Annotated in this window: 20 protein-coding genes and 2 pseudogenes; 15 read left to right on the forward strand and 7 right to left on the reverse strand. The window is 70.6% G+C overall.

The features are described from left to right. Positions 1-17 precede the first annotated feature (17 nt). The 10 genes from IEZ19_RS08325 to IEZ19_RS08370 all read left to right on the forward strand — a co-directional run bounded on the left by IEZ19_RS08325 (position 18) and on the right by IEZ19_RS08370 (position 12247). Entirely contained in the window at positions 18-1025 is a 1008-nt protein-coding gene (locus IEZ19_RS08325) for an amidohydrolase family protein (RefSeq protein ID WP_189310436.1), read from the forward strand. Next, on the forward strand, positions 1022-1738 hold the full coding sequence (locus IEZ19_RS08330; RefSeq protein WP_189310437.1) for an iron-sulfur cluster assembly protein: 717 nt from the start codon (positions 1022-1024) through the stop codon (positions 1736-1738). Before IEZ19_RS08325 ends, IEZ19_RS08330 begins: the two co-directional genes overlap by 4 nt. Before the next feature lie 151 nt (positions 1739-1889). Then, on the forward strand, positions 1890-3542 hold the full coding sequence (gene groL / locus IEZ19_RS08335) for a chaperonin GroEL (protein WP_189310438.1): 1653 nt from the start codon (positions 1890-1892) through the stop codon (positions 3540-3542). A 118-nt stretch (positions 3543-3660) separates the two neighbouring features. Further along, the gene (locus IEZ19_RS08340) at positions 3661-5001 is read left to right on the forward strand and encodes an Nramp family divalent metal transporter (protein WP_229840082.1); all 1341 of its coding nucleotides are present in this window, start codon (positions 3661-3663) and stop codon (positions 4999-5001) included. 364 nt (positions 5002-5365) lie between these two features. Next, positions 5366-6067, forward strand: a complete 702-nt coding sequence (locus IEZ19_RS08345; RefSeq protein WP_189310439.1) for a GntR family transcriptional regulator — start codon at positions 5366-5368, stop codon at positions 6065-6067. A 94-nt stretch (positions 6068-6161) separates the two neighbouring features. After that, entirely contained in the window at positions 6162-6884 is a 723-nt protein-coding gene (locus IEZ19_RS08350; protein WP_189310440.1) for an acyl-CoA dehydrogenase family protein, read from the forward strand. 264 nt (positions 6885-7148) lie between these two features. Next, positions 7149-7631, forward strand: a complete 483-nt coding sequence (locus IEZ19_RS08355) for a formate dehydrogenase subunit gamma (RefSeq protein WP_189310441.1) — start codon at positions 7149-7151, stop codon at positions 7629-7631. Next, complete coding sequence (locus tag IEZ19_RS08360) at positions 7628-9196, forward strand: formate dehydrogenase beta subunit (protein ID WP_189310442.1); 1569 nt, start codon at positions 7628-7630, stop codon at positions 9194-9196. The genes IEZ19_RS08355 and IEZ19_RS08360 overlap by 4 nt, the downstream gene beginning before the upstream one ends. Further along, complete coding sequence (fdhF, locus tag IEZ19_RS08365; protein WP_189310443.1) at positions 9193-12009, forward strand: formate dehydrogenase subunit alpha; 2817 nt, start codon at positions 9193-9195, stop codon at positions 12007-12009. Before IEZ19_RS08360 ends, fdhF begins: the two co-directional genes overlap by 4 nt. A 1-nt stretch (position 12010) precedes the next feature. Next, complete coding sequence (locus IEZ19_RS08370) at positions 12011-12247, forward strand: formate dehydrogenase subunit delta (protein WP_229840084.1); 237 nt, start codon at positions 12011-12013, stop codon at positions 12245-12247. A 76-nt stretch (positions 12248-12323) separates the two neighbouring features. On the opposite strand, the gene IEZ19_RS08375 is transcribed toward IEZ19_RS08370, so the two are convergent. Further along, positions 12324-12947 carry a carbonic anhydrase gene (locus IEZ19_RS08375; RefSeq protein ID WP_189310444.1) on the reverse strand — a complete coding sequence of 208 codons (624 nt, stop codon included), beginning with the start codon at positions 12945-12947 and terminating at the stop codon, positions 12324-12326. A 61-nt stretch (positions 12948-13008) separates the two neighbouring features. Further along, positions 13009-13509, reverse strand: a pseudogene (locus IEZ19_RS08380) (ketopantoate reductase C-terminal domain-containing protein); the annotation flags it as partial. On the opposite strand from IEZ19_RS08380, the pseudogene IEZ19_RS50515 reads away from it, so the two are divergent. Both IEZ19_RS50515 and IEZ19_RS52570 read left to right on the forward strand, forming a co-directional pair. Next, positions 13506-13796: pseudogene (locus IEZ19_RS50515) on the forward strand (NAD(P)(+) transhydrogenase (Re/Si-specific) subunit beta); the annotation flags it as partial. The pseudogenes IEZ19_RS08380 and IEZ19_RS50515 sit on opposite strands and share 4 nt — an antisense overlap. A gap of 178 nt (positions 13797-13974) precedes the next feature. Further along, a complete protein-coding gene (locus tag IEZ19_RS52570; RefSeq protein ID WP_268248623.1) occupies positions 13975-14097 on the forward strand; it encodes a hypothetical protein in 123 nt (40 codons plus the stop codon). A 280-nt stretch (positions 14098-14377) separates the two neighbouring features. Here the strand turns inward: IEZ19_RS52570 and frc are convergent, their stop codons facing one another. From frc to IEZ19_RS08400, 3 genes are all read right to left on the reverse strand, one after another. Further along, the gene (frc, locus tag IEZ19_RS08390; protein WP_189310445.1) at positions 14378-15634 is read right to left on the reverse strand and encodes a formyl-CoA transferase; all 1257 of its coding nucleotides are present in this window, start codon (positions 15632-15634) and stop codon (positions 14378-14380) included. Positions 15635-15732: 98 nt separating this feature from the next. Continuing rightward, the gene (oxc, locus tag IEZ19_RS08395) at positions 15733-17466 is read right to left on the reverse strand and encodes an oxalyl-CoA decarboxylase (RefSeq protein WP_189310446.1); all 1734 of its coding nucleotides are present in this window, start codon (positions 17464-17466) and stop codon (positions 15733-15735) included. A 190-nt stretch (positions 17467-17656) separates the two neighbouring features. After that, positions 17657-18667, reverse strand: a complete 1011-nt coding sequence (locus tag IEZ19_RS08400) for a LysR family transcriptional regulator (RefSeq protein WP_189310447.1) — start codon at positions 18665-18667, stop codon at positions 17657-17659. A 159-nt stretch (positions 18668-18826) separates the two neighbouring features. On the opposite strand from IEZ19_RS08400, the gene IEZ19_RS08405 reads away from it, so the two are divergent. The 3 genes from IEZ19_RS08405 (at position 18827) to IEZ19_RS08415 (ending at position 22418) form a co-directional block, all read left to right on the forward strand. Beyond that, on the forward strand, positions 18827-19381 hold the full coding sequence (locus tag IEZ19_RS08405; protein ID WP_229840086.1) for a PAS domain-containing protein: 555 nt from the start codon (positions 18827-18829) through the stop codon (positions 19379-19381). Positions 19382-19802: 421 nt separating this feature from the next. Continuing rightward, positions 19803-20603, forward strand: a complete 801-nt coding sequence (locus IEZ19_RS08410; RefSeq protein ID WP_189310448.1) for a CAP domain-containing protein — start codon at positions 19803-19805, stop codon at positions 20601-20603. 420 nt (positions 20604-21023) lie between these two features. After that, complete coding sequence (locus IEZ19_RS08415; protein ID WP_189310449.1) at positions 21024-22418, forward strand: MFS transporter; 1395 nt, start codon at positions 21024-21026, stop codon at positions 22416-22418. A 48-nt stretch (positions 22419-22466) separates the two neighbouring features. On the opposite strand, the gene IEZ19_RS08420 is transcribed toward IEZ19_RS08415, so the two are convergent. Further along, positions 22467-24434: a helix-turn-helix domain-containing protein gene (locus IEZ19_RS08420; protein ID WP_189310450.1), complete on the reverse strand. Its 1968-nt coding sequence runs from the start codon at positions 24432-24434 to the stop codon at positions 22467-22469. Positions 24435-24510: 76 nt separating this feature from the next. After that, positions 24511-25311 (reverse strand): 3-hydroxybutyrate dehydrogenase, encoded by an 801-nt coding sequence (locus IEZ19_RS08425; RefSeq protein ID WP_189310451.1) that lies wholly within the window; start codon positions 25309-25311, stop codon positions 24511-24513. Positions 25312-25347: the final 36 nt, after the last annotated feature.

Below are 25347 nucleotides of genomic sequence, written 5' to 3' on the forward strand. Positions count from 1 at the left end.
GCAGCGAGGAGGTCCGTATGTACCGCAAGGACGGAGTCGACTACTTCGTCGTCGACGGCCACATCCACTTCTGGGACGCGAGCGAGGAGAACACCGCCAACAAGTACGGCGAGGGCTTCATCCGCTGCTTCTACGACTACCAGCGCAACCTCAGCCCGCAGGAATGGGTGTGGTCCCTGGAGAAGTTCCGGAAGTACACCGAACAGGACCTGGTCCACGACCTGTTCGAGACCGGCTACGTCGACTGGGGCATCTTCCAGCCCACGTATCTCAACGAGTTCTACCGGAGCGGCTTCAACACCACGGAGGCGAACGGCCGACTGGCCCGTAAGTACCCGGACCGGCTCATCGCCAACGGCTCCTTCGACCCGCGCGAGGGCGAGGCCGGCCTGGAACGGCTGCGGCAGCTGGCGGCGGAGTGGAACCTGCGCGGCGTCAAGCTCTACACGGCCGAGTGGCGTGGTTCGTCCAAGGGCTGGAAGCTGTCCGACCCCGAGGCGCAGGACTATCTCGCCCTGTGCGAGGAACTGGGCATCCGCAACATCCACGTGCACAAGGGCCCCACCATCTGGCCGCTCGACCGCGACGCCTTCGACGTCGCGGACGTGGACCACGCGGCCACCGCCTTCCCGGGCCTGAACTTCGTCGTGGAACACTCCGGACTGCCCCGCCTGGAGGACTTCTGCTGGATCGCCACGCAGGAGCCCAACGTGTACGCGGGCCTGTCGGTGGTCATGCCGTTCATCCACTCCCGGCCGCGCTACTTCGCCCAGGTGATCGGGGAGTTGCTGTACTGGCTCGACGAGGACCGGATCGTGTTCGGCAGCGACTACGCGATCTGGAGCCCGAAGTGGCTGATCGAGAAGTTCGTCGACTTCCAGATCCCCGAGGACCTGCAGGGCGAGTACGGCACGCTCACCACGCACGCCAAGCGAAAGATCCTCGGCCTCAACCACGCCCGGCTGTACGACCTGAAGGTCCCGGAGAGCGCCCAGGTGCCGTCGGCCGCACGGGTGGGGGCATGACCGCCGTCACCGACGCGGTCGACCGGGTCACCGCCGTCAACGCGGCACTGGCGGCGGTGCTCGACCCGGAACTCGACCGTCCCATCACCGACCTCGGCTTCGTCCGGGCCGTCAGCGTCGGTGCCGACGGCGCGGTCGAGGCCAGACTCCGGCTGCCCACCTACTTCTGCGCACCCAATTTCGCCTGGCTGATGGTCGAGGACGCCCGGCGTGCCCTGGCCGGGCTCACCTGGGCCGGCCGGTGCACGGTGGTCCTGGAGGACCACTTCGCCTCGGACGAGATCAACCAGGGAGTGGACTGCGGAAAGTCGTTCGCCGAGACGTTCCCGGGACTCGCCGACGCCGGACGGCTGGAGGAGCTGCGGGCGGTGTTCCTGCGCAAGGGCCACCTGGCCGCACAGGCCGGTCTCGGCCGCCGGCTCCTCGAACGCGGCTGGACGATACGGCAGTTGGCCGAGGCCCGGCTCGGTGATCTGCCGGAACGACTCACGGTGACCCTGCGCAGACGCCGCACCGCGCTCGGCCTGCCCGCCGACGCGACCGCCCCGCTGTTCACGGACGACCACGGACACGCCGTACCGGCCGTGGGCCTCGAACGGCACCTGCGCCGCGGCCGTACCGCTGCCGTCGGCATCGGCACCAACACCGAGCTGTGCGAAGGGCTGCTGGCCACCCGCTACGGCTCCGGACACCGGAGGGAGAAGGCGTCGTAGCACGCGACGCGCCCGCCCCGAACAGGTGGCGGCGGCCGGTCCGTGGACCCGTAGAGGGTCGGCGCACCACGGAATCCGCATACACGGCCGCCGCCACCGCTCCACCCCCGCGTACCCCTGTACACCGCCGTACCGAAGGGACGACACCGCCATGGCGAAGGAACTGCGCTTCAACGCCGAAGCGCGCGCACTGCTGGAGAGCGGGGTGAACGCACTGGCCGACGCGGTGCGCGTCACCCTCGGGCCGAAGGGCCGCAACGCGGTGCTGGAGAAGCTCACCGGTCCGCCCACCATCACCAACGACGGCGTCACCATCGCCCGCGAGATCCAGCTCAAGGACCCCTTCGCCAACATGGGCGCGCAACTCGTCAAGGAGGTCGCCACGCGGACGAACGGCGATGTCGGCGACGGGACGACGACCGCGACCGTGCTCGCGCAGGCGATCGTCAGGGAAGGGCTGAAGGCAGTCAACTCCGGTGCCAATCCTGTGCTGTTGAAGAACGGCATCGAGGCCGCGGTCGCCGCCGCCGTCGGCTCGCTCGCCGCCCAGGCGCGGCCGGTGCGCTCCGACGACGAACTCGTGCGTGTGGCCGCGCTGTCCGCGGGCAACGACCCCGCGATCGGTGAGGCCATCGCCGAGGCCGTGGCGCGGGTGGGGCGCACGGGCGTCGTCACCGTGGAGGAGGCGTCCACCCTGGGGCTGTCCGTCGAGTACGCGGAGGGGCTGGAGTTCGACAACGGATGGATCTCGCCGTACATGATCACCGACGAGGGGCGGATGGAGGCGGTCCTGGAGAACCCGTACCTGCTGTACTGCGACACGAAGATCACGCGTGTGCAGGAGCTGATGCCGGTCCTGGAGCTGGTGATGCGCGCCGGCTCGCCGCTGGTCGTCATCGCCGAGAACGTCGACGGGCCCGCGCTCGGGATGCTGGTCACCAACGCCGCGCACGGCACGTTCCGTTCACTGGCCGTGCGGGCACCCGGCTTCGGCTTCCGGCGGATCGCCGAGCTGGAGGACATGGCCGCGCTCACCGGCGGGCGGGTCATCACCGTGACGGCCGGCCGCACGCTGGAGGGCGTCACGCTCGAGGACCTCGGCCGGGCGGAGAAGGTCATCGCCACGGAGCGCTCGACGACTGTCCTCGGCGGGGCCGGTGGCGACGAGCGGGTGGCCGAGCGCATCGAGAACCTCAAGATCGAGCTGGAGCGCGCGAGCAATGAGCACGACCGGGACAAGCTCGGCGAGCGCATCGCCAAGCTCTCCGGCGGTGTCGCGGTGATCCGTGTCGGCGCCGCGAGCGGGGTGGAGCTGAAGGAGAAGCAGATGCGGCTCGAGGACTCCCTCGCGGCGACGAGGGCGGCCGCCGAGGAGGGGGTGGTCGCGGGTGGGGGTGCGGCGTTGCTGCACGCTCGTTCGGGCCTGGCAGCGGTCGATCTGACCGACCGTGACGCGGTGACGGGGCGCGAGATCGTCGAGCGGGCACTCGCCGAACCGCTGCGGTGGATCGCCATCAACGCGGGGCTCGATCCCGAGGAGGCGGAGGCAGCGGTCGCGGGGTTGCCGATGGGGAGCGGGTTGGACGCGCTGGCCGGTGAGTATGTCGATCTGCATGAGCGGGGGATCGTCGACCCGGTGAAGGTGACGCGGTGCGCTCTGCTGAGTGCGGCGTCCATCGCTGCGCTGCTTCTGACTACCGAGACGCTGGTCGTCGAGGAGGTCGTCGGGCATCCCGGGGCCATTGTCTCGCCGGAGATCGGTGATCTTGCGGAGGGGTTGCCTCGGCCGTCCAACATTCCGTAGGGGGTGCGTTTCGTCTGCCATGTGCGGGTCGTGGTCGGCTGCGGGTTGGTTGTGGCTGGTCGCGCAGTTCCCCGCGCCCCTTCAGGGCGCTTCCGCAACCCCGTGATGAGGAGAACCCATGGCGACCGAGCCCACCTCTGCCGAGTCCGGGCAGCTTGATCCGCCTCGATCGTCACGGGCTTCCGGGCGGACTCCCGGGGAGCGGCGGCCCCGGTTGCGGGCCGGGTTGTCGTACTCGCTGCTCGGGCCCGCCTTCGTGGCGGCCGTCGCGTATGTCGATCCGGGGAACTTCGCCACCAACGTGCAGGCCGGGGCCACCTTCGGGCCGTTGCTGCTGTGGGTGCTGCTCACCGCGAACGTGGTGGCGATGTTGTTGCAGTACCTCTCCGCCAAGCTGGGGGTCGCCACCGGGATGAGTCTGCCCGCGGTGTGCCGGGCCCGGTATCGGCGGCCCGTGGTGTGGGGGTTGTGGGTGCAGGCGGAGGCGGTCGTCGTGATGACCGACCTCGCCGAGGTGGTCGGTGGTGCCATCGCGCTGAATCTGCTGGCCGGGGTGCCGTTGTGGCTCGGCGGGGTGCTCGTCGGCGCCGTCTCGCTCCTGCTCATGCCCATGCGCGGGCGCGGGCGGCGTCGGTTCGAGGTGCTGATGGCGGCGGGGCTGGCCTGTCTGCTGGCCCTGTTCCTGGGTCAAGTCCTGGGCGCCGGTGCGCCGTTGAGTGAGTCGGTGGACGGGCTCGTGCCTCGGCTGTCCGGTGCGGACAGTCTCGTGCTGGCCGGTGGCATCGTCGGCGCGACCGTCATGCCCCACGTCATCTATCTGCACTCGGCCCTCACCAGTGACCGCTACAGTCTCGATCTCTCGCCGGGCGCAGGTGGCCCGCCCGAGGACCCGGACCGGCCACTGCGTCACCGGCTGCTGCGGCATGTGCGTACCGACGTCCTCGTCGCGATGGGTCTCGCGGGGGCCGTCAATGTGGCTCTGCTGGTGTCCGCCGCAACCCTGTTCCACCCCGGTGCGCCGGGCGCCGCCGACTCGCTGGCCGCCGCGCACGACGCGTACGGTCGTCTCGTCGGACCGCTCGCGGCGCTCGCCTTCGCGCTGGCCCTGCTCGTCTCGGGACTCGCGGGCACCAGCGTCGGCATGTACGCGGGCGAGGTGGTCATGGGCGGCTTCCTCGGCCGCCGGATCCCGGTGCTGCTGCGCAGGCTGGTGACCATGATCCCGGCGATCGCCGTCCTGGCCGCCGGTGCCGGGCCGACACAGAGCCTCGTCGTCAGCCAGATCATCCTGTCCTTCGGCATCCCCTTCGCCCTGATCCCGCTCGTGCTGGTCACCCGGGACCGGTCGGTGATGGGCCGTTGGGTCAACCGGCGGGCGACGACATGCGGCGCGTGGGCGGTCAGTGTCGTCGTGGTGGCGCTCAACGTGGCGCTGTTGACCAGTGTGTTCGGCGGCTGACTCGGGCCGCCCGGCCGAGGCGGACGCAGGGGACCGGCCGGCCCAGGGGGCGCACCCGCCGGCCGGTCCCGCATCCGTGTCACGTGCCGCGTCGCCGCCGGCGCGTGGTGGCCGCCACACGCCGAGACCGGCATTGCTCGCCCGTGTACACGTTCATGGGGGTGCCGCGGAGAACGGGACCGCGTGTCTGTGGCGTGTCCATGACCGGCATGACCTCACGAAATGGTCGACACCATTCTGTCTACAGTATTCCGCGTCACACTGACAAGGCTCATGACATCACCCGGATCCGAGACAGCGGACGGTAGACTGTAGACGAAATCCAATCTCTGGCTCGGGTGAGTCGCGACCGAGGGGTGAAGCCATGGCGTCTGCCGCGCTGCCGTCCGGCTCCGTGTCCAAGCTCGAGCGTTCCGGCCCGCTGCGCGAACGTGTCTACGAGGCTCTTCTGGATCTCATCGTCACGAGGTCGCTCAAGCCCGGACAGCATCTGGTCGAGACCGAACTCGCAGGACTTCTGGGAGTCTCGCGCCAGCCCGTCCGCGAGGCCCTGCAGCGACTCAACACCGAGGGGTGGGTCGATCTGCGCCCGGCGCAGGGCGCCTTCGTGCACGATCCCACAGAGGAGGAGGCCGATCAACTGCTCGTCGTACGCGGCCTGCTGGAGGCCGAGGCAGCACGACTGGCGGCGGCCAACGCCACCCCGGAGACGACAGCGCGGCTGCGCGAGCTGTGCGAGGCGGGCGAGCGTGCACTCAAGTCCGACGACATCGACGCCGTGGTCGCGGCCAACGCCGCCTTCCACGCGTATGTGATGGAAACCGCCGCGAACTCGGTCCTGGCGGAACTGTCCGCGCAGGTGGACCGGCGCGTCCGCTGGTTCTACACGCCGGTCGCCCGCAGCCGTGGCGCGCTGTCCTGGGACGAGCACCAGGCGATGATCGACGCCATCGAGTCGGGCGACGAGCAGCGCGCCCAGCGGCTGATGCGGGCCCACACGGAACACACCCGCACGAGCTACCGCGAGCGCACGACCCGGAAGGGACGTGCCCGGTCCGGGCGTTGAAGGTTCTCCCGAGAGTGATCGAACGCGCGGTATTCCCGCGCAAGCTGGTGCAGTATACAGTATGCAATCCTCCGAGACTGCAAGGAGCCGCTCCATGCCGTACCGCTCCGCCCTCTCCTACGTCTTGAGCAGCACCATCACCCCCTCGGCCGAGCTCACCAGCACGCGCGAGCGGTTTCCGCGCGCGTCGGTGGCCGCCCTCGGAGAGGCGGGGCTGCTCGGCCTCACAGTCTCCACCGATGTCGGCGGCGGGGGCCTGGGCCTCACCGAGGCCACCGACGTCGTGAACCTCGTCTCCGGCACCTGCCCGGCCACCGCCGCCGTGCTCCGTTCCCACTACGCCGCCGTCGCCTTCCTCGAGGCGTACGGCAGCCCGTGGGTGCGCCGCAAGATCGCCGTAGGCCACCACCTCAGCACCCTCGCGCTGACCGACGACGGACCGGGCGAGGCGGGCTCCGCGGCACGGCGCACCGGTGACGTGGTGGCGCTGCACGCCCGTAAGCGCGACGTCGTCGCGGCGGGCGAGGCCGACAGCTATGTCTGGTCCTCGGGGCCGGTCGACGGCGCAGCCGGCCAGACACTCTGGCTGGTTCCGGCCGACGCCCCGGGTCTGCACGTGCCGGCCCGTCCGAGGGGCGCGGGTCCCCGTGGCTGCGGGGCGTCCACCGTGTGCGCCGACCCGGTGCTGATCCCAGCGGGCGCGATGCTCGGGCGGGACGGCGGCGGGCTCGACGGGGTGCTCAGCACCGTGCGCACATGGCTGGCCGAGCTGCCCTCACCGGACACCGCGCCGACCGCCTCCACGGCCCTGCTCTGACCGCCCGCCGGGGTGAGTTCGGGCCGCGTTCCGCGGCCGTACTTGGCACGCTCCGGACGGTGGACTTCTCGAATCCGGACTGCATACAGTATTCGAGAACCACTCGTACACGTGACTAAGCTACACAACTCAGCTTGCACTCAGGGGCGTTATGCACCGCACGAGCAGGGCGGCCAGGTCGCCGGGCCCGTCGATCACCACCCCGTGGAGCCAACCGAGCAAGGCCAGGGATGCACATGCGCGCGACGGTGAGGGGGAGGAATCATGACGACGAGCGTCAGTGACGTGACGACGGAGGCCGCCATCAGTGCGATCGTGGCGGCTCATCGCCACCAGCGCGGCCCGCTGCTGGAGATCCTGCACGCCATCCAGTCCGAACTGGGCCATGTACCGAAGGAGGCCGTCCCGCTGCTCGCCCGGGAACTCAATCTGTCCCGGGCGGACGTGCACGGGGTGGTCACCTTCTACCACGACTTCCGTGACGCGCCGGCGGGGCGTACGACGGTGCGCATCTGCCGCGCCGAGGCCTGTCAGGCGCTCGGTGCGAGTGCCCTCGTCGGCTGCGCCGAGGAGCGCACGGGCCTGCCGCTCGGGCGGACGAGCGCCGACGGGTCGGTGACGGTGGAGCAGGTCTTCTGTCTCGGCAACTGCGCGCTCGGCCCGTCCGTCGAGGTGAACGGCGAGGTGCTCGGGCGTATGAGCGCGGTTCGGCTGCGCTCGATCCTCGACGAGGCGGTGACGTCGTGACCCAGGACGCGAACTCCCCGGTGCGCGTGTACGTCCCGCGCGACTCGGCGGCGCGGTCGGTCGGCGCGGACGCGGTGGCCGAGGCGGTCCGGAAGGCCGCGGCCGACCAGGGCCGGCCGGTCGAGGTCGTGCGCAACGGGTCGCGCGGCATGCTCTCGGTGGAACCCCTGGTCGAGGTGGTCACCGCCGAAGGACGCGTCGGCTACGGCCCGGTGGCGCCCGAGGCCGTGCCGATCCTCGCCGCCGCCGGCTTCCTGGACGGCGCCGACCACCCGCTGCGGCTCGGGGTCATGGACGAACTTCCGTGGCTGGCGCGCCAGAACCGGGTCACCTTCGCCAGGGTCGGCATCACCGACCCCCTCTCCCCCGAGGACTACGAGCGGCACGGCGGAATCGCCGGACTGCGCAGGGCACTTGAGCTGCCGCCCGCCGACGTCGTCGCCGCCGTCACTGAGTCCGGGCTGCGCGGCCGGGGCGGGGCCGGGTTCCCGGCCGGCATCAAGTGGAAGACCGTACTGGAGTGCGCGGACGAGCTGAAGTTCGTCTGCTGCAACGCCGACGAGGGCGACAGCGGCACCTTCGCGGACCGCATGGTCATGGAGGGCGACCCGTTCATGCTCATCGAGGGCATGACGATCGCCGCCCACGCGGTCGGCGCCCGTGAGGGCTATATATACATCCGCTCGGAATACCCCGACGCCGTCGCCACGATGCGTGCCGCGATCTCCGTCGCGCGCGAGCGGGGCTGGCTCGGCGAGCACATCCTCGGCTCGGAGCTCCGCTTCGACCTGCACGTACGGGTGGGTGCCGGAGCGTACATCTGCGGCGAGGAGACCTCCATGCTGGAGAGTCTCGAGGGCAAGCGCGGGATGGTGCGCGCCAAGCCGCCGATCCCCGCGATCGAGGGGCTGTTCGGCAAGCCGACGGTCGTCAACAACGTCCTCACGCTCGCCACGGTCCCGGTGATCCTCGCTAACGGCGCGCAGGCGTACCAGGAACTCGGCGTGGAACGCTCGCGCGGCACACAGGTCTTCCAGCTCGGCGGGAACGTGGCGCGGGGCGGCATCGTCGAGACGGCGTTCGGCATCACGCTGCGTGAGCTGGTCGAGGACTTCGGGGGCGGCACGCTCAGCGGGCGCCCGGTGCGTACGGTGCAGGTGGGCGGCCCGCTGGGCGCTTATCTGCCGACGTCGATGTTCGATCTGCCCATGGAGTACGAGGCGTTCGCGGCCGCCGGTGCCATGCTCGGGCACGGCGGCGTCGTGGTCTTCGACGACTCGGTCGACATGGCCTCGCAGGCGCGCTTCGCGATGGAGTTCTGCGCCGCCGAGTCGTGTGGCAAGTGCACCCCGTGCCGCGTCGGTTCGGTGCGCGGCGTCGAGGTGATCGACCGGATCGTGGCCGGTGAGCAGCGCGACGAGAACCTCGCGCTGCTGGAGGACCTCTGCGAGCTGATGACCGACGGATCGCTGTGCGCCATGGGCGGGTTGACCCCGATGCCGGTGCGCAGCGCCATCACACACTTCTCCGACGACTTCCTCGCGAGGGAGGAGGGCACGGCATGACACTGCTCAAGGAGCCCGACTTCGGAACCCCGGAGCGACCGGGTGCGGCCACCGTCTCGGTCGAGGTGGACGGACTGCCCGTCACGGTGCCGGAGGGCACCTCGGTGATGCGGGCGGCCGCGCTCGCGGGCGTCGACATCCCCAAGCTCTGCGCCACCGACAGCCTGGAGCCGTTCGGTTCCTGCCGGCTGTGCGTGGTGGAGATCGACGGGCGGCGCGGCACCCCGGCGTCCTGCACGACGCCGTGCGCCGAGGGCATGGTCGTCCGCACCCAGACGCCAAAGGTGGAGAAGCTGCGCCAGGGCGTCATGGAGCTGTACATCTCCGACCATCCGCTGGACTGTCTGACCTGCTCGGCCAACGGCGACTGCGAACTGCAGGACATGGCGGGCGCTGTCGGGCTGCGTCAGGTGCGGTACGGGTACGAGGGCGAGAACCACCTCGACGCCGAACCCGACAAGAGCAACCCGTACTTCGACTTCAGCCCGTCCAAGTGCATCGCGTGTTCGCGCTGTGTGCGCGCCTGCGGCGAGGTGCAGGGCACGTTCGCGCTGACCATCGAGGGCCGCGGCTTCGACTCCAAGGTGTCCGCCGGTGCCGGCGAGGCCTTCATGGACTCCGAGTGCGTCTCCTGCGGCGCGTGTGTGCAGGCCTGCCCGACGGCCACGCTGCAGGAGAAGTCGGTCGTCCAGCTCGGCATGCCGTCCCGCTCGGTCGTCACGACCTGCGCGTACTGCGGCGTCGGCTGCTCCTTCAAGGCCGAGCTGCGCGGCGACGAGCTGGTCCGGATGGTGCCGTACAAGGACGGGGGCGCGAACGAGGGCCACTCCTGCGTCAAGGGCCGCTTCGCCTTCGGCTACGCGACCCACCCCGACCGCAAGCTCAAGCCGATGGTCCGCGAGAAGATCACGGACCCGTGGCGCGAGGTCGAGTGGGACGAGGCGATCCGGACGGTCGCCACGCGCATGCGCGCCATCCAGGAGACGTACGGGCCGAGTTCGATCGGCGCCATCAGCTCCTCGCGCTGCACCAACGAAGAGGTGTACGTCGTCCAGAAGATGGTGCGCGCGGCGTTCGGCAACAACAACGTCGACACCTGCGCCCGCGTCTGCCACTCCCCCACCGGCTACGGGCTGAAGCAGACGTTCGGTGAGTCGGCGGGCACACAGGACTTCCGCTCGGTGGCCGAGGCCGACGTCATCATGGTGATCGGCGCCAACCCCACCGACGGGCACCCGGTGTTCGCCTCGCGGATGAAGCGCCGGCTGCGTGAGGGCGCCCAGTTGATCGTGGTCGACCCGCGCCGGATCGACCTGGTGCGCTCTCCGCACATCGAGGCGGCCCACCACCTCCAGCTCAAGCCGTCCACCAACGTCGCCGTCATCAACTCGATGGCGCATGTCGTCGTCACCGAGGCTCTGGTGGACCAGGGCTTCGTGGCGGACCGGTGCGAAGGCTTCGACGAGTGGGCCGAGTTCGTGGCCCTGCCGGAGAACAGCCCGGAGGCCACCGAGCCGATCACCGGGGTACCGGCCGACCAGCTCCGCGCCGCGGCACGGCTGTACGCGGCGGCGCCCAACGCGGCCATCTACTACGGCCTCGGCGTCACCGAGCACAGCCAGGGCTCCACGATGGTCATGGGGATGGCCAACCTCGCGATGGCGTGCGGCAACATCGGCCGCGAGGGCGTCGGCGTCAACCCGCTGCGCGGCCAGAACAATGTGCAGGGCTCCTGCGACATGGGCTCCTTCCCGCACGAGTTCACCGGCTACCGGCATGTCTCCGACGACGCGGTGCGCACCGTGTTCGAGGAGCTGTGGGGCCGCGAGCTGCTGCCGGAACCGGGTCTGCGCATCCCCAACATGTTCGACGCGGCGATCGACGGCTCCTTCCGCGGCCTGTTCGTGCACGGCGAGGACATCGCCCAGTCCGACCCCAATCTCCAGCACGTGAGCGCGGCCCTCGCGGCGATGGACCTGGTCGTGGTGCAGGACCTGTTCCTCAACGAGACGGCCAAGTTCGCGCACGTCTTCCTGCCGGGCGCGTCCTTCCTGGAGAAGGACGGCACCTTCACCAACGCCGAACGCCGGGTCAACCGGGTGCGCGCGGTGATGAAGCCGAAGACGGGCAAGCACGAGTGGCAGATCGTCTGCGAGATCGCCACCGCCATGGGCTACCCGATGGCGTACGACCACCCGAGCCAGATCATGGACGAGATCGCCCGGGTCACGCCGACGTTCAAGGGCATCTCCTTCGACGTCCTCGACAAGCTCGGCAGCGTCCAGTGGCCGTGCAACGACGACGCGCCCGAGGGCACGCCCACGATGCACGTGGACGCGTTCACGCGTGGCAAGGGCCAGTTCATGGTCACCACGTACGTCCCGACGGACGAGCGCACCACATCGCGCTTCCCGCTGGTGCTCACCACGGGCCGCATCCTCAGCCAGTACAACGTGGGCGCCCAGACCCGCCGTACCGAGAACGTCGCCTGGCACCCCGAGGACGTCCTCGAACTGCATCCGCTGGACGCCGAGAACCGCGGCATCCGGGACGGCGACCTCGTGACGCTGGCCAGCCGGGTGGGCCGTACGACCCTGAAGGCGCAGGTGTCCGACCGAATGCCGCCGGGCGTCGTCTACACCACGTTCCACCACCCGGTGACGGGCGCGAACGTGGTGACCACCGAGAACTCCGACTGGGCCACCAACTGCCCGGAGTACAAGGTGACCGCCGTGCAGGTGGGTCTCGCCCATCCGCTCGCGCGGCACTCCTCGGAGTCCGTCGGTGCGGACCGGCTCGCGGCGGTGGACTGAGATGGCCGCAGGAGTGCCGTCCGAGCAGCGGATGGCGAACCAGATCGCTTCGAACCTCCGTCACCAGCCCGCCGACCGGGCCGCCGAGACGCTGGCGGCGCACATCCGCCGGTTCTGGGACCCGCGGATGCGCGCCCGGCTGTTTGCGCTGGTGGACGCCGGCGCAGACGGCCTGGACCCGGTGGTGGTCGAGGGCGCCCGGCTGCTGCGCAAGGACCAGGAAGAGCGGGTGGGCTGACCGCCGGACGACGATTCAGCGCCCCATCTCCCCTTGTTCCGGGGGGAGATGGGGCGCGGTGTCGGGTGCGGCAGGCTCAGGCGGCCTCGGCGTCGTCCAGGCCGTGGCTGGCGACCAGCCGTACCCGTCCGTCGTCGAGGTGGTAGGAGAGGCCGACGACCGCCGTCCGGCCCCGTGCGAGCGCGGGCGAGCGGTCCAGGAGCATGTCCACGGTGTGCCGTACGTGCTCGTCCACGATGTCGGGCTCCTCGCTCAGCCCGGCCGCGCGCGCGGCCAGCACGCTGGAGGTGACGCGCTCGACGACGTCGCGCACGTACCCGGCCGGGGTGAGGCCGTCCTCCAGGATGCTGCGCGCGGCGCGGATGGCGCCGCACGCGTCGTGCCCGAGCACCACCACGAGCGGGCAGCCCAGTTGGTCCACGCCGTACTCGATGCTGCCGAGCACCTCGGGACCCAGAACGTGGCCGGCGGTGCGCACCACGAAGAGGTCTCCCAGGCCGCGGTCGAAGATGATCTCCGCGGCCAGGCGTGAGTCGGAGCATCCGAAGAGCACGGCGAAGGGATGCTGGGCGGGCGCCAGGGAGGCGCGGTGCGCCGTGCCCTGGTTCGGATGCTGAGGGTCTCCGTCGACGAAGCGCCGATTGCCCGTCAGAAGTATCTCGAGGGCCTGCGCTGCTGTGGGCGTGCGAGTGAGGGCCATGAACAAGGATAGGCCTGGACTCCATACTGTATGCAATACGCGTGCGGGCCTTGATGAGGTATCACGCGGGAGCGTGTGCCGCCCGGGCGCTTCGCTGCGCGAGCAGGTCCGTGGCCGCGTGGACGGCCCGTAGCACGGGCGTCTCGGCGCCGGTGATGTCGGCGATCTCCACCACCGCCGTGACGAGGGCGTCGAGTTCGAGCGGCTTGCCCGCCTCCAGGTCCTGGAGCATCGAGGTCCTGTGGTGCCCGACCCCTTCCGCGCCACGCAGCCGCTTCTCGATCGAGATGTCCGGCGCGCTGCCGACCCGGGCCGCGATGTCGAGGGTCTCCTCCATCAACTGGGCCACCAGTCGCCGCGTTCGAGGGTTGCCGCAGATCTCCGCCATGGTCGCGCGGGTGAGCGCGCTGAGCGGGTTGAACGCGACGTTGCCCATGAGCTTGATCCAGATGTCGTCGCGCAGGTTCTTCTCGACGGGTGCCTTGAGGCCACCGGCGACCATGGCGTCGCCGAGCGCCGTGCAGCGCTCAGGAGGTCCTGCCGGGGCGGCCGGTCGGTCTGGGCCGGGGTCAACAGCCGCTCAGCCTCGCGTTGTTGCTGATGTCACTGGGCTGCGCCGTCGCGATCGGCCTGGGCTCTTCTTCCGAGGCGCTCATCGTGGGCGTGCTGGTGACGGCCGCGGTGCTCGGCGTGATGGTCGTGCTGCCGATCGGCGGTGCGGACATGCCGGTGGTGGTGTCGCTGCTCAACGCCTTCACGGGACTGTCGGCGGCGGCCACCGGACCGGCGCTGGACAACACCGCGCTGATCGTCGCGGGCATGATCGTCGGCGCGTCCGGGACCATCCTCACCAACCTCATGGCCAAGGCGATGAACCGGTCGATCCCGGCCATCGTCGCCGGCGGGCGACGGGCACCCCCGCAGCGGTGCACGAGGAGGACCCGGTTCGGACGGCGGACGGGGCCGCGACGCTGCGGACGGGGGTGCGGGACAGCCGGCAGGCCTGGCCACGGCGTTGCACGGGCAGGTGCGGGGCAGCCGATGGCAGGCCCGCGGCGACCCGCCCTATGTGCATGCGGACGGCGAGCGCGACCGCGATCTCCAGGCCCCGGTCGTGCTCATCGCGCTCTCCGTCCTGGCCGGGCGGTGACAAGGGGCGCGGCTCTCGCCATGGCGCGCACCCCGGCGCGCACGATGCCCGTGCCCAGGCCGATGGCGCAGCGCCAGGCGCCGCAGGCGTGCTCGGCCGCGTCGGCCGCCGGCCGGCCCACGGCGCATCTTGCGAGCCGGGAGGTGCCACTGGCGCAGCAACGCCATAGCGAAGTGTCGTATGCCGCCCGCAGCTTGACGAGCCGGAGGTCCTCCGACAGCGGGCACGCCGAGAAGCCGACCCGGGTCGGTGGACCGGGCCGGCTTCTTCCCGCGGCGGCTCAGACGATGACGTTCTTGTCGCGCAGCTCCGCGATCGTGCCCGCGTCGTAGCCGAGTCCGCCGAGCACCTCGTCCGTGTGCTCACCGAGCAGCGGCGCGCCCACGATCTCGGGCTTGAACCGGGAGAACTTGATCGGGCTGCCGACCGTCAGGAACGTTCCACGGCCCTTCTGCTCGACCTCCACGACCGTGCCGCTCTTGCGCAGCGCCTTGTCGTCCGCGATCTCCTTCATGCTGAGCACGGGCGCGCAGGGGACCTCCCACTTGCGCAGGATGTCGACCGCCTCGTACTTCGTCTTGTCGGCCAGCCACTTCTCGATCTCGCCGAAGATCTCGAAGATGGTGTTCTGCCGGGCCTTGGCGGTGCTGTACTCCGGGTCCTCCGCCCACTCGGGGCGGCCGATGGCCTCCGCGGTCCGCTTCCAGTTCTGCTCCTGGACCGTGAAGTAGATGTAGGCGTTCGGGTCGGTCTCCCAGCCCTTGCACTTCAGGACCCAGCCCGGCTGACCGCCGCCGCCGGCGTTGCCGCCCCGCGGCACGGCCTCGCCGAACTCGCCGTTCGGGTACTGGGGGTACTCCTCCAGGTAGCCCACCCGGTCCAGGCGCTGCTGGTCGCGGAGCTTGACGCGGGACAGGTTGAGCACGGCGTCCTGCATGGACACCGCCACCTTCTGGCCCTTGCCGGTCTTGCCCCGGTCGATCAGCGCCGTCAGCAGGCCGATCATCAGGTGCATGCCGGTGTTGCTGTCACCAAGAGCGGCACCGCTGACGGTGGGCGGGCCGTCCCAGAAACCGGTCGTCGAGGCGGCACCGCCCGCGCACTGGGCGACGTTCTCGTAGACCTTGAGGTCGTTCCAGGGCGAGTCCTCGTTGAAGCCCTTGACCGAGCCGAAGATCAGCCGCGGGTTCCACTCCTGGAGGGTCTCCCAGCCCAGGCCCATGCGGTCCATGGCGCCCGGCGCGAAGTTCTCGACCAGGATGTCGGCCTCACGGATCAGCTTCTCCATGACCTCCCGGCCCTCGGGGGACTTGGTGTTGATGGCCAGGGAGCGCTTGTTGCTGTTGAGCATGGTGAAGTACAGGGCGTCGACGTCGGGGATGTCGCGCAGCTGGTTGCGCGTCACGTCGCCGCCGGCGGTGCGCTCGACCTTGAGGACATCGGCTCCGAACCAGGCAAGCATCTGCGTGCAGGCCGGGCCGGCTTGTACGCCGGTGAAGTCGATGACCTTGATCCCGGAGAGCGGCAGTTCAGTCATATCTGTTCCTTCTCGTGAATCATCTCGATGCGTCTCGATGCGTCTCGATGCGTCTCGATGCGTCTGGCAGCGTCGCGATGCGTGACGGCGGGACGTGGTCAGTGCTTGGCCGTGATGCCCTTGGGGTTGAGGTGCGCGATGTTGCCGCTCTCCGTGCCGTCCGCAGGGTCGATCACGCAGTCGATGAGTGCCGGCACACCCGCCGCCAGGGCCTCGCGGAGCACGGTGGCGACCTCGGCGGGCGTGGTGGCCTGATAGCCCTTGCCGCCGAACGCCTGGATCATGAGGTCGTGCCGGGCCTTGAGCGCGGTGGGCGCCGGATCCGCGGTGGAGGAGGGGTCGTCGCCGCGGTAGACACCGCTGTTGTTGAGGACGACGGTCACGATCGGCAGGTTGTAACGGCAGACCGCCTCGATCTCCATGCCGCTGAACCCGAAGGCACTGTCGCCCTCGATGGCGACGACCGGGTCGCCGGTCTCGACGGCGGTGGCGATCGCGTAGCCCATGCCGATGCCCATCACGCCCCAGGTGCCGCTGTCCAGGCGGTGGCGGGGCACACTCATGCCGATCGTGTTGCGGGCCAGGTCGAGCGCGTTGGCGCCCTCGTTGACGACGTAGGCGCGCGGGTTGTCCTTCAGGACGTCGCGGATGGCCTGCAGGGCGCCCAGGAACTTCATCGGGTGCGCGGTCTCGGCGGCCTTCAGCCGGCCGGCCATCTTGGTCACGTTCTGCGCGGAGCGCGCGGCAAGTTCCTCGCGCCACTGCGCCGGGGCGTTGATGCGGCCGGGCTTGCTGCGCTCGACGAGGGCCTCCATCACGGAACCGACGTCGCCGACGAGCGGGGCGGCGATGGGCTGGTTGCTGTCCATCTCATTGGCCGCGATGTCGACCTGGACGAACTTGGCGTTCGGGCTCCACTGGGGCGCGTCCCCGTGGCCCAGCAGCCAGTTGAGGCGCGCGCCGACCAGCATGACGACGTCCGCCTTGCGCAGCGCCAGCGAGCGCGCGGTGGCCGCGGACTGCGGGTGGTCGTCGGGCAGCAGGCCCTTCGCCATCGACATGGGCACGTACGGGATGCCGGTCGTCTCGATGAACTCGCGGATCGGTTCGTCCGCCCGCGCGTACGCGGCGCCCTTGCCGAGTACGACCAGCGGCCGCTCGGCGCCCGACAGCAGGTCGATCGCCCGGTCCACGGCCTCGGGCTGCGGGAGTTGGCGCGGCGCCGGGTCGACGAGCCGCCACAGGGAGGCGGCGCCCCTGTCCGCGTCGATGATCTCGCCGAGCACGGCAGCGGGGATGTCGAGGTAGACGCCGCCGGGACGGCCGGAGATGGCCGTGCGGATGGCGCGCGCGATGCCGCGGCCGATGTCCTCGGCGCGGTGTACCCGGAACGCGGCCTTGGCGAACGGCTTGGCGGCCGCCAGCTGGTCCATCTCCTCGTAGTCGCCCCGCTGGAGGTCGACGAGGTGGCGCTCGCTGGATCCGGAGATCTGCACCATCGGGAAACAGTTGGTCGTGGCGTTGGCCAGCGCCACGAGCCCGTTGAGGAAGCCCGGCGCGGACACCGTCAGGCAGATGCCGGGTTTCTGTGTGAGGAAGCCGGCCGCGGCGGCCGCGTGACCCGCGTCGCTCTCGTGCCGGAAGCCGATGTAGCGGATGCCCGACGCCTGGGCGAGCCGCGCCAGGTCGGTGATCGGGATACCCACGACTCCATAGATGGTCTCGACCCCGTTGAGTTTCAGCGCGTCGACGACCAGGTGGATCCCGTCGGTCAGAGCGGCCGGTTCTTCGGCGCCCTCCACCCCCGTGTCCTGTGTGACAGCGTCCGTCATGGTCCGGATCCTCCCTAGAGGGTCGCCGAGTTCGTCTTCCGTGTTCACCATCGGCGCGGAAGGGCCGATGCGTCCAAGATCTCTTGCCAACCAGCTGATTTACGGCGTTTATCGATGGGGGCGCAGGACGCCCTTGCCCTTCTGGGCACCTGTCAGCGGCAGTTCGTGAGTGCACTCCCCGCCGCAGGCATCAGCCCGCCCCACGAACACCCACGGGCTGCCGGTCGTACGGCGCCTCGTCCTGCCTGTCGTACGGTTCCTGTGCCCCCGCGTACACCGGGGTGAGGTCCGGCCGTTCGGGCAGGAAGACCTCGTCCAGGGACAGCCCCGCGACCACGTTGAGGAACGCCCGCGCGGCGACCGACCCGGGCGTCGCCGCCTGGATCGCCACCGAGATCTGCGCCCTGCCGTCCGGCTCGACCAGCCGCACGGCCCTGGTCCCGCCGGCCATGGGCATCGCGTTCAGCCAGGTGTGCGGGACGACGCTCGCCCACGCGCCCGTGGCGACGTGCGCGCAGAGGGAGGCGACCGAGTCCGTCTCCACCTGGGGGGTCCCCACGGCTCCGCAGCTCTCGAAGGCGTCGTCGATGAACTGACGGAACCTCATGTCAGGTGTCAAAAGCGCCAGGGGAAGCTGCGCCGCCTCGGCCCAGGTGATGGTGGGCTTCGCGGGCACCAGATGCTCGCCGGACACCAGCAGCACGTACTGCTCCTCGTACAGCGGCAGCAGCTCGAGGCCCTCACGGTCGTCGGGCCCGAAGTGGGCTATGGCGGCGTCCAGTTCGAAGTCCCGCAGCTGGCGCACGAGTTCGGCCGAGGAGAGCCGGGAGGAGACCTTCACCCTGGCGAGCGGGTGCATCGCGCAGAACGCGGCCACGGGGAGCCCCGTCGTCGTCGACACGGTGGGGCCCGTCCCGAGCCGTAGTGTCCCGGTGATGCCGGACTGCATGACGGCGACCTCTGCCTTGAACGCGTCGTGTTCGGCGAGGATCCGCTTGGCCCAGACGACCAGCCGCTCGCCCTCGGGGGTCAGTCCCTCGAAGGTGTGGCCGCGGTTGATCAACGTGACGTTGAGCTCCCGCTCCAGTTTGGCGATGGCGATCGACAGTGCCGGCTGCGAGACGTAGCAGGCCTCCGCCGCCCGCGCGAAGTGCTTCTCCCTGGCCACTGCCACGAAGTACTCGAGCTGCCGGAACAACATGAGCGGCCCCTCCTGACCAGATGAGCGATTGTATGCAGTATTCCTTATTCAAAGCGCGGGCGCCATACTGTCGCCGACGCGGATCCGGAGAGGGCGCGGCCGAGGCGGGCACCGAGGTGCGGCCCGCAGGGCGGCGCCCCGGAAGAAGGGGAGTACGCCGTGGGTGACGGCAGCGAAGCAGCAGACGGAAACGGGGCCACGACGGCACAGGCGAGCCCCGGCACCGGACGTGCCGGTGCCGGTGAGCCGGAGGCCTGGCTGGCGCAGGCGATCGCGCGCGAGTCCTCGGAAGCCATCGTGGTGGCCGATCCGGACGGAACCATCCTGGTCTGGAACGGCGGCGCGGAACGCATGTTCGGGCACACAGCGGCCGAGGCCGTGGGACAGAGCCTCGACCTGATCATTCCGGAGAAGCTCCGGGCGCGGCACGGCAAGGGCTACGAGCAGACGACGGCCACCGGCCGCACCAAGTACGGCGACACACTGCTCGGCGTTCCGGCCACACACAAGGAAGGCCACCGCCTCTCGATCGAGTTCACGGTGGCGCTGCTGCGCGACGCCGGCGGCGAGATCGCCGGGATCTCCGCGATCATGCGCGAGGTGTCGGAGCGCCGCGCGACGGAGAAGGCACTGCGCATGCGGCTGGCCGAGCTGGAGCGACGCTTCCCCGACCCTGAGCCGGCGGCGGAGCTGGGGGCCGAGCGGGGGGCGTAAGTGAAACCGGAAGGAATGGTTCCGTGACCTCGGTCACACCGGGTCGGGTTCTAGGCGGGTCGGATAGTAGAAGCAGCTCTGTTGACATAAGGGATTTATCCGTCTTGATCTAACAGCTTGACCCACCGCGGCGGGCGGCGTTCCGTCCGCCCGCGCCATTCCCCCGTGCCTCGCAGTCCAGACACTTCTGACGGAACGACAGCATTTCGCGAGACCCCCTCGAGCGGGCCCGGCGGACCCCCACACCCATGACGGGGCCTGCTGCTGTCTACGAAGTGAGGTAGTACGTACCCCCTTTGCGCGCTGTGTGAAGGCTTCCTAAGAATGACGAACCGCAGGCACTTCGCCGCAGTTCAGGGGCGGACCCTGCGCAAAGCCAGCCGCACAAGGAGCGCTCGGCGATCACCGAGTGAGGTCACGCATGGGTAAGCACAGCAAGAAGCAGCACTACAGGCGGATGGTCATAGCTGCCGTCGTACTAGGCGCCGTGGGCGTGCCGTCCGTCGCCATGGCCACCGACTGGCCGGGCGAGGGAGGAGGCGAGACATCCGGCGCGCGCACGGTCGCGGGGAAGAACTGGTGGAACGACGCCGACTGGTATCGCCAGTGGAACGCCGAGGCGAACGCGTCCGCCTCGGCCACGCCGGAGCAGCCGGACCCGTCCGCCACCACCGCGAAGCCGAAGCCGAAGCGTCACAAGCACCACAAGCACGTGGTGCGGAAGCACACCCCGGCCCCGGCCCCCGCCCCCAGCACGCCGAAGGCCACCCCCTCCACGCCTTCCGCCCCCGCGGCCTCCTCGGCGCCCGCCGCTCCGAGCACCCCGAAGCCCACCGCCACGGCCTCGGGAGTCGCCGCGCAGATCGTGCAGCTCGTGAACGCCGAGCGCACCAAGGCCGGCTGCTCGGCCGTGACCCTGAACGCGACCCTGACCAAGGCGGCGCAGGCGCACAGCGAGGACATGGCCGCCCACCAGAACATGTCCCACACCGGCTCCGACGGCTCCGACCCGGGCAGCCGGATCACGAGCGCCGGCTACAACTGGAGCGCGTACGGCGAGAACGTCGCCTACGGCTACTCCACGCCCGAAGCGGTCATGGCGGGCTGGATGTCCAGCGAGGGCCACAAGGAGAACATCCTCAACTGCTCCTTCAAGGAGATCGGCGTCGGCCTCGCCCAGCCTGGCAGCTACTGGACCCAGGACTTCGGAACGGCTCGCTAGCCGAGCACGCACTGATGCGGCCGGGGCGGTCGGCTCTGCGTAACGAGGTGAACTCGTCGCGCAGGGCCGGCCGCCCCGGCCGCATCAGATTCTTGGGGCTGCGCTGCGGGTCGGGGCGTGCCACGTCGCGATACATGGTCGCGACGGACGCATGCCGCAGTTCTGCACGGCGCAGTCAGCACCCGGTCGGCACGACAGCCGGTACCGCGCCCGCAAACAGGGACCGAGCAGAGCAAATCGGAAAGCCTCCTTCGCGGCCTCGTCGCAACCGTCGCGAGGCCCTCGGTACCGCATCCATGGTGGGCGCGCGCACTCCAACACCCAGAACTATGGTGTCCCGCCACATGTGCGCCTGACCTGCGACTTCCTACGGTGACCCGACACGTACCCGTCCCCACCGCACACGAGGAAGTGGCGCACATGGCCTCCGCAGCATCCGCTCCTCCGACACCGGCAAAGCTCCCCCGCATCGTCGCCGCCAGCCTCATCGGCACCACCATCGAGTGGTACGACTTCTTCCTGTACGGCTCGGCCGCCGCGCTCGTGTTCAACAAGCTGTTCTTCCCGGACTCCGATCCGCTCGTCGGCACGCTGCTGTCGTTCCTGACGTACGCCGTCGGGTTCGCCGCCCGGCCGCTGGGCGCCCTGGTGTTCGGGCACTACGGTGACCGGCTCGGCCGCAAGAAGCTGCTGGTCCTGAGCTTGCTGCTGATGGGCGGCGCGACCTTCGCGATCGGTCTGCTGCCGACGCACGCGACCGTCGGATCCGCGGCACCCGTGCTGCTGACCCTGCTGCGCCTCGTCCAGGGATTCGCCCTGGGCGGCGAGTGGGGCGGTGCCGTCCTGCTGGTGTCGGAGCACGGGGACGCACGCCGGCGCGGATTCTGGGCCTCGTGGCCGCAGACCGGGGCACCGGCCGGACAACTCCTGGCCACCGGTGTCCTGTCGTTCCTCACCGCCGTGCTGTCCGACGCCGCGTTCGGCAGCTGGGGCTGGCGGATTCCGTTCCTGCTCTCCGGTGTCCTGGTCGTCGTCGGTTTGTGGATTCGTCTGTCTGTCGATGAATCGCCCGTGTTCCAGGAGGCGTTGGAGCGCGCCGAGGCCCGCAAGGCGACCGCCGCAGGGGACGCCGAGAAGCTGCCGCTCGTCTCCGTGCTGCGGCACCACTGGCGTGATGTGCTCGTGGCGATGGGCGCGCGCATGGCGGAGAACATCAGCTACTACGTGATCACCGCGTTCATCCTCGTCTACGCCACCGAGTCGGCCGGCGTCTCCAAGCAGACGGCGCTGAACGCCGTGCTCATCGGATCTGCCGTGCACTTCGCCGTGATCCCGGCGTGGGGCGCGCTGTCGGACCGGATCGGCCGCCGCCCGGTCTATCTGCTGGGCGCGGCCGGAGTCGGCCTGTGGATGTTCCCGTTCTTCTCGCTCGTCGACACCGCCTCCTTCGGCAGCCTGGTGCTGGCCGTCACCGTGGGCCTGGTGCTGCACGGCGCGATGTACGCGCCCCAGGCCGCGTTCTTCTCGGAGATGTTCGCGACCCGGATGCGCTACTCCGGCGCGTCCATCGGCGCCCAGTTCGCCTCCGTCGCCGCCGGTGCGCCCGCGCCTCTCATCGCCACGGCGCTGCTCGCCGAGTACGACAGCTCGGCCCCGATCGCCCTGTATGTGATCGCCGCTGCCGTGCTCACCCTGATCGCCGTGGGAGTGGCCAAGGAGACCCGGCACTGGGACCTCGCCGACGTCACGGCCGACAGCGTCGCGGACGCGGAGAAGTCCGCCGGTGCGCAGGCGGCGGACGCCCGGACCGTCTGACCCGCACCGCCCCCGCTGCGCCCCCGTACGGTCTCGGCCGTGCGGGGGTCAGTGGCGCGTCGGTGCCGCCAGCCTGTGCAGTCTCAGAGCCAGTTGGATCTCCAGCACGCGGGCGGGGCCCTGCCAGTCGTCGCCGAGCAGGCGGCCGACGCGCTCCAGCCGCTGGGCGACCGTGTTCACATGGACGTGGAGTTCGTCCTTGGTGCGGGCGGGGCTCATGCCGCAGGCGAAGTACGCGTCGAGGGTGCGCAGCAGGTCCGTGCCGCGCCGCTCGTCGTACGCCACGACGGGGCCGATCGTGCGGTCGACGAATCCCGCCACGTCCCGCTCGCCGGCCAGGAGCAGTCCCAGGAAGCCGAAGTCCTCGGCCGCGGCGCCGTCACCTCGGCGGTCCAGGAGCCGTAGCGCGTCGAGGCAGCGGCGGCCCTCCGCGTAGGCGGCGGCCAAGGCATCGGGATGCGCCAGGAGGCCGGCCACGGGAGCGGAGGCCCCGACCGTGACGGGTTCGTGGACGGCCGTACCGAGCTGGCGTGCGGTACGGCGGGCCGCCTCCGTCGCCGTGTCACCCGGGCCGAGGGGCAGGAGCAGCACGGTGCCGCCGTCGCGCGCCGCCGCCAGGCCGTGCCGGGTGGCGGCGAGGTGGGACGCGGCGGCCCACAGCCGGCGGCGGGCCGCGGCCTCCTGCTCGGCGTCGGCCGCGGGACCGTCGAGACGGGCCGCCAGCACGGTGTGGGTGGCGTCGAGGTCGGCGTGCAGCCGTGAGGCACGTTCGCGCAGCAGGCGCGGGTCGCGGTCCCGTGCGTCCAGCAGGTCGTCGAGCAGTTCGCCGCGCACGCGCTGTTCGGCCTCGGCGGCGGAGCGGCGGGCGAGCAGGAGCAGCGAGGTGACCATCGCGGCCCGCTCCAGGGTGCGCTGGTCGACCGGGTCGAGGCCGGCGTGACCGCGCAGCACCAGTGCCCCGAGGAGTTCGCCGCCCGCGGCGACCGCGGCGATCCAGTTCGCCCCGTGCAGGACCGCGTGCCCCTCGGCCCGGGACGCCTCCAGCGCCTCGGGGGGCGCGGTGTCCGCCTCCGCGAACTCGACCGTGCCGTCCAGCACTTCGGAGACCGCCGCGGCGACGTCGTGAACTCCGCCTCCGCGCAGGACGAGTTCGGCCAGCCGGTCGTGGACCTCCGAGGCACGCTCGATGACAGCACTGCGGTCGCGGATGATCTCGTTGGCGCGCTCCAGGCCGGCCAGCGCCGACCTGGTCTCGGTGAGCAGGTTCGCGGTGTCGATCGCGGCCGCGGCGAGCGCGGCGAACGAGCCGAGCAGCGCGATCTGTTCCCGCTCGAAGACCCGCGCCCGGCGGTCCGCCGCGAACAGCACGCCGATGACGTGCGGCCCCAGCATCAGCGGAACACCGAGGATGGCGACCAGGCCCTCGTCCCGCACGCCGGCGTCGATGGTGAGCGTGTGCTGGAAGCGGCCGTCCTTGAAATAGTCGTCGGTGACGTACGGCCGGGCCGTCTGGGCGACGAGCCCGCCGAGCCCCTCCCCCATGCCGAGCCGCAGCTGCTGGAAGCGGGCCGCGACCGAGCCCTCGGTCACGCGCATGTACGTGTCGCCCCGGGCCGGGTCGTTGAGGCTGAGGTAGGCGACGTCCGTACCGAGCAGCGAACGGGCACGCTGCACGATCGCCTGCAGGACGGCGTCCAGATCCCGGAGACCCGCCAGGTCGTGCGCGGTCTCGAACAGCGCGGACAGCTCCGCCTCGCGCCTGCGCCGCCCCTCCAGCTCCGCGCGCACCCGCAGCGCCAGGAGCTTGGCCTTCTCCAGCGCGGCGATCCGGTCGGCGGGCCTTCCCTCGGCGCGGGCGAGGAGCACCGGCTGCTCGTACGCCTCGGCCGGGGCGCCGCGCGCCAGCAGTTCGAGGAACGGGGCCTCCACGCCGTCGTCCGGCGTGCGGGCAGGACCGGCCGGCACCGCGGCGTCGGTGGCGGTGCGCCCGTCGGACTGCACGTGATCGCGAGACATGCTCACAGGATTACGCATCGCCGGTCCGTCCGTTCGAGCCTGTGGAAAACACCGCGGCACGTCGGAGACGGCCCGCTCAGTGGGCCGTCCACCCTCCGTCGAGCACCAGCGACGTGCCGGTGACGAACGAGGCCTGCGGGCTGCACAGGTACACCACGGCCTCGGCGACCTCCTCCGGCTCGATGAGCCGTTTGACGGCACTGTCCTTGAGGAGCACCTCGGCCGGTACGCGTTCCTCGGGGATGCCGTGCGCCCGTGCCTGGTCGGCGATCTGCCGCTCGACCAGTGGGGTGCGCACATAGGCGGGATTCACACAGTTGGAGGTGACCCCATGGGGTGCGCCCTCCAGCGCGGTGGTCTTGGACAGGCCCTCCAGACCATGTTTGGCGGACACATAGGCCGACTTGAAGGCGGAGGCGCGGAGACCGTGGACGGAGGACACATTGACGATCCGGCCCCACCCTTGTCCGTACATGTGGGGCAGGGCGCCGCGAATCAACCGGAACGGGGCCTCCAGCATGACAGTGAGCACCGTGTGGAAGACGTCCGGCGGGAACTCCTCGATGGGACGCACCAGTTGGAGCCCGGCATTGTTGACCAGGACATCGGTGCCCGCGGCGGCGAGCTCGGCGGCGTCCAGATCGGTGAGGTCGAGGACGTGCGGTTCGACCGTGCCGGCCAGGTCCCGGGCCCGCTCGGCGAGCTCGTCCAGGCCCGCCACGTCCCGGTCGACGGCTCTCACCTCGGCGCCGGCCGCGGCCAGGCGCAGCGCGCAGGCACGGCCGATGCCGCCGGCGGCGCCGGTGACAAGGGCCGTGCGGCCTCCGAGGTCGAGCGAGAGGGCGGGAGGTCCAGGCAGGGCGCTGAGCGAGGTCATGGTCCGACCCTAAGCAGCGCCCTCATCAGGCCACAT

The organism is Streptomyces brasiliensis, assembly GCF_014647875.1.
Classification (GTDB): Bacteria; Actinomycetota; Actinomycetes; order Streptomycetales; family Streptomycetaceae; genus Streptomyces; species Streptomyces brasiliensis.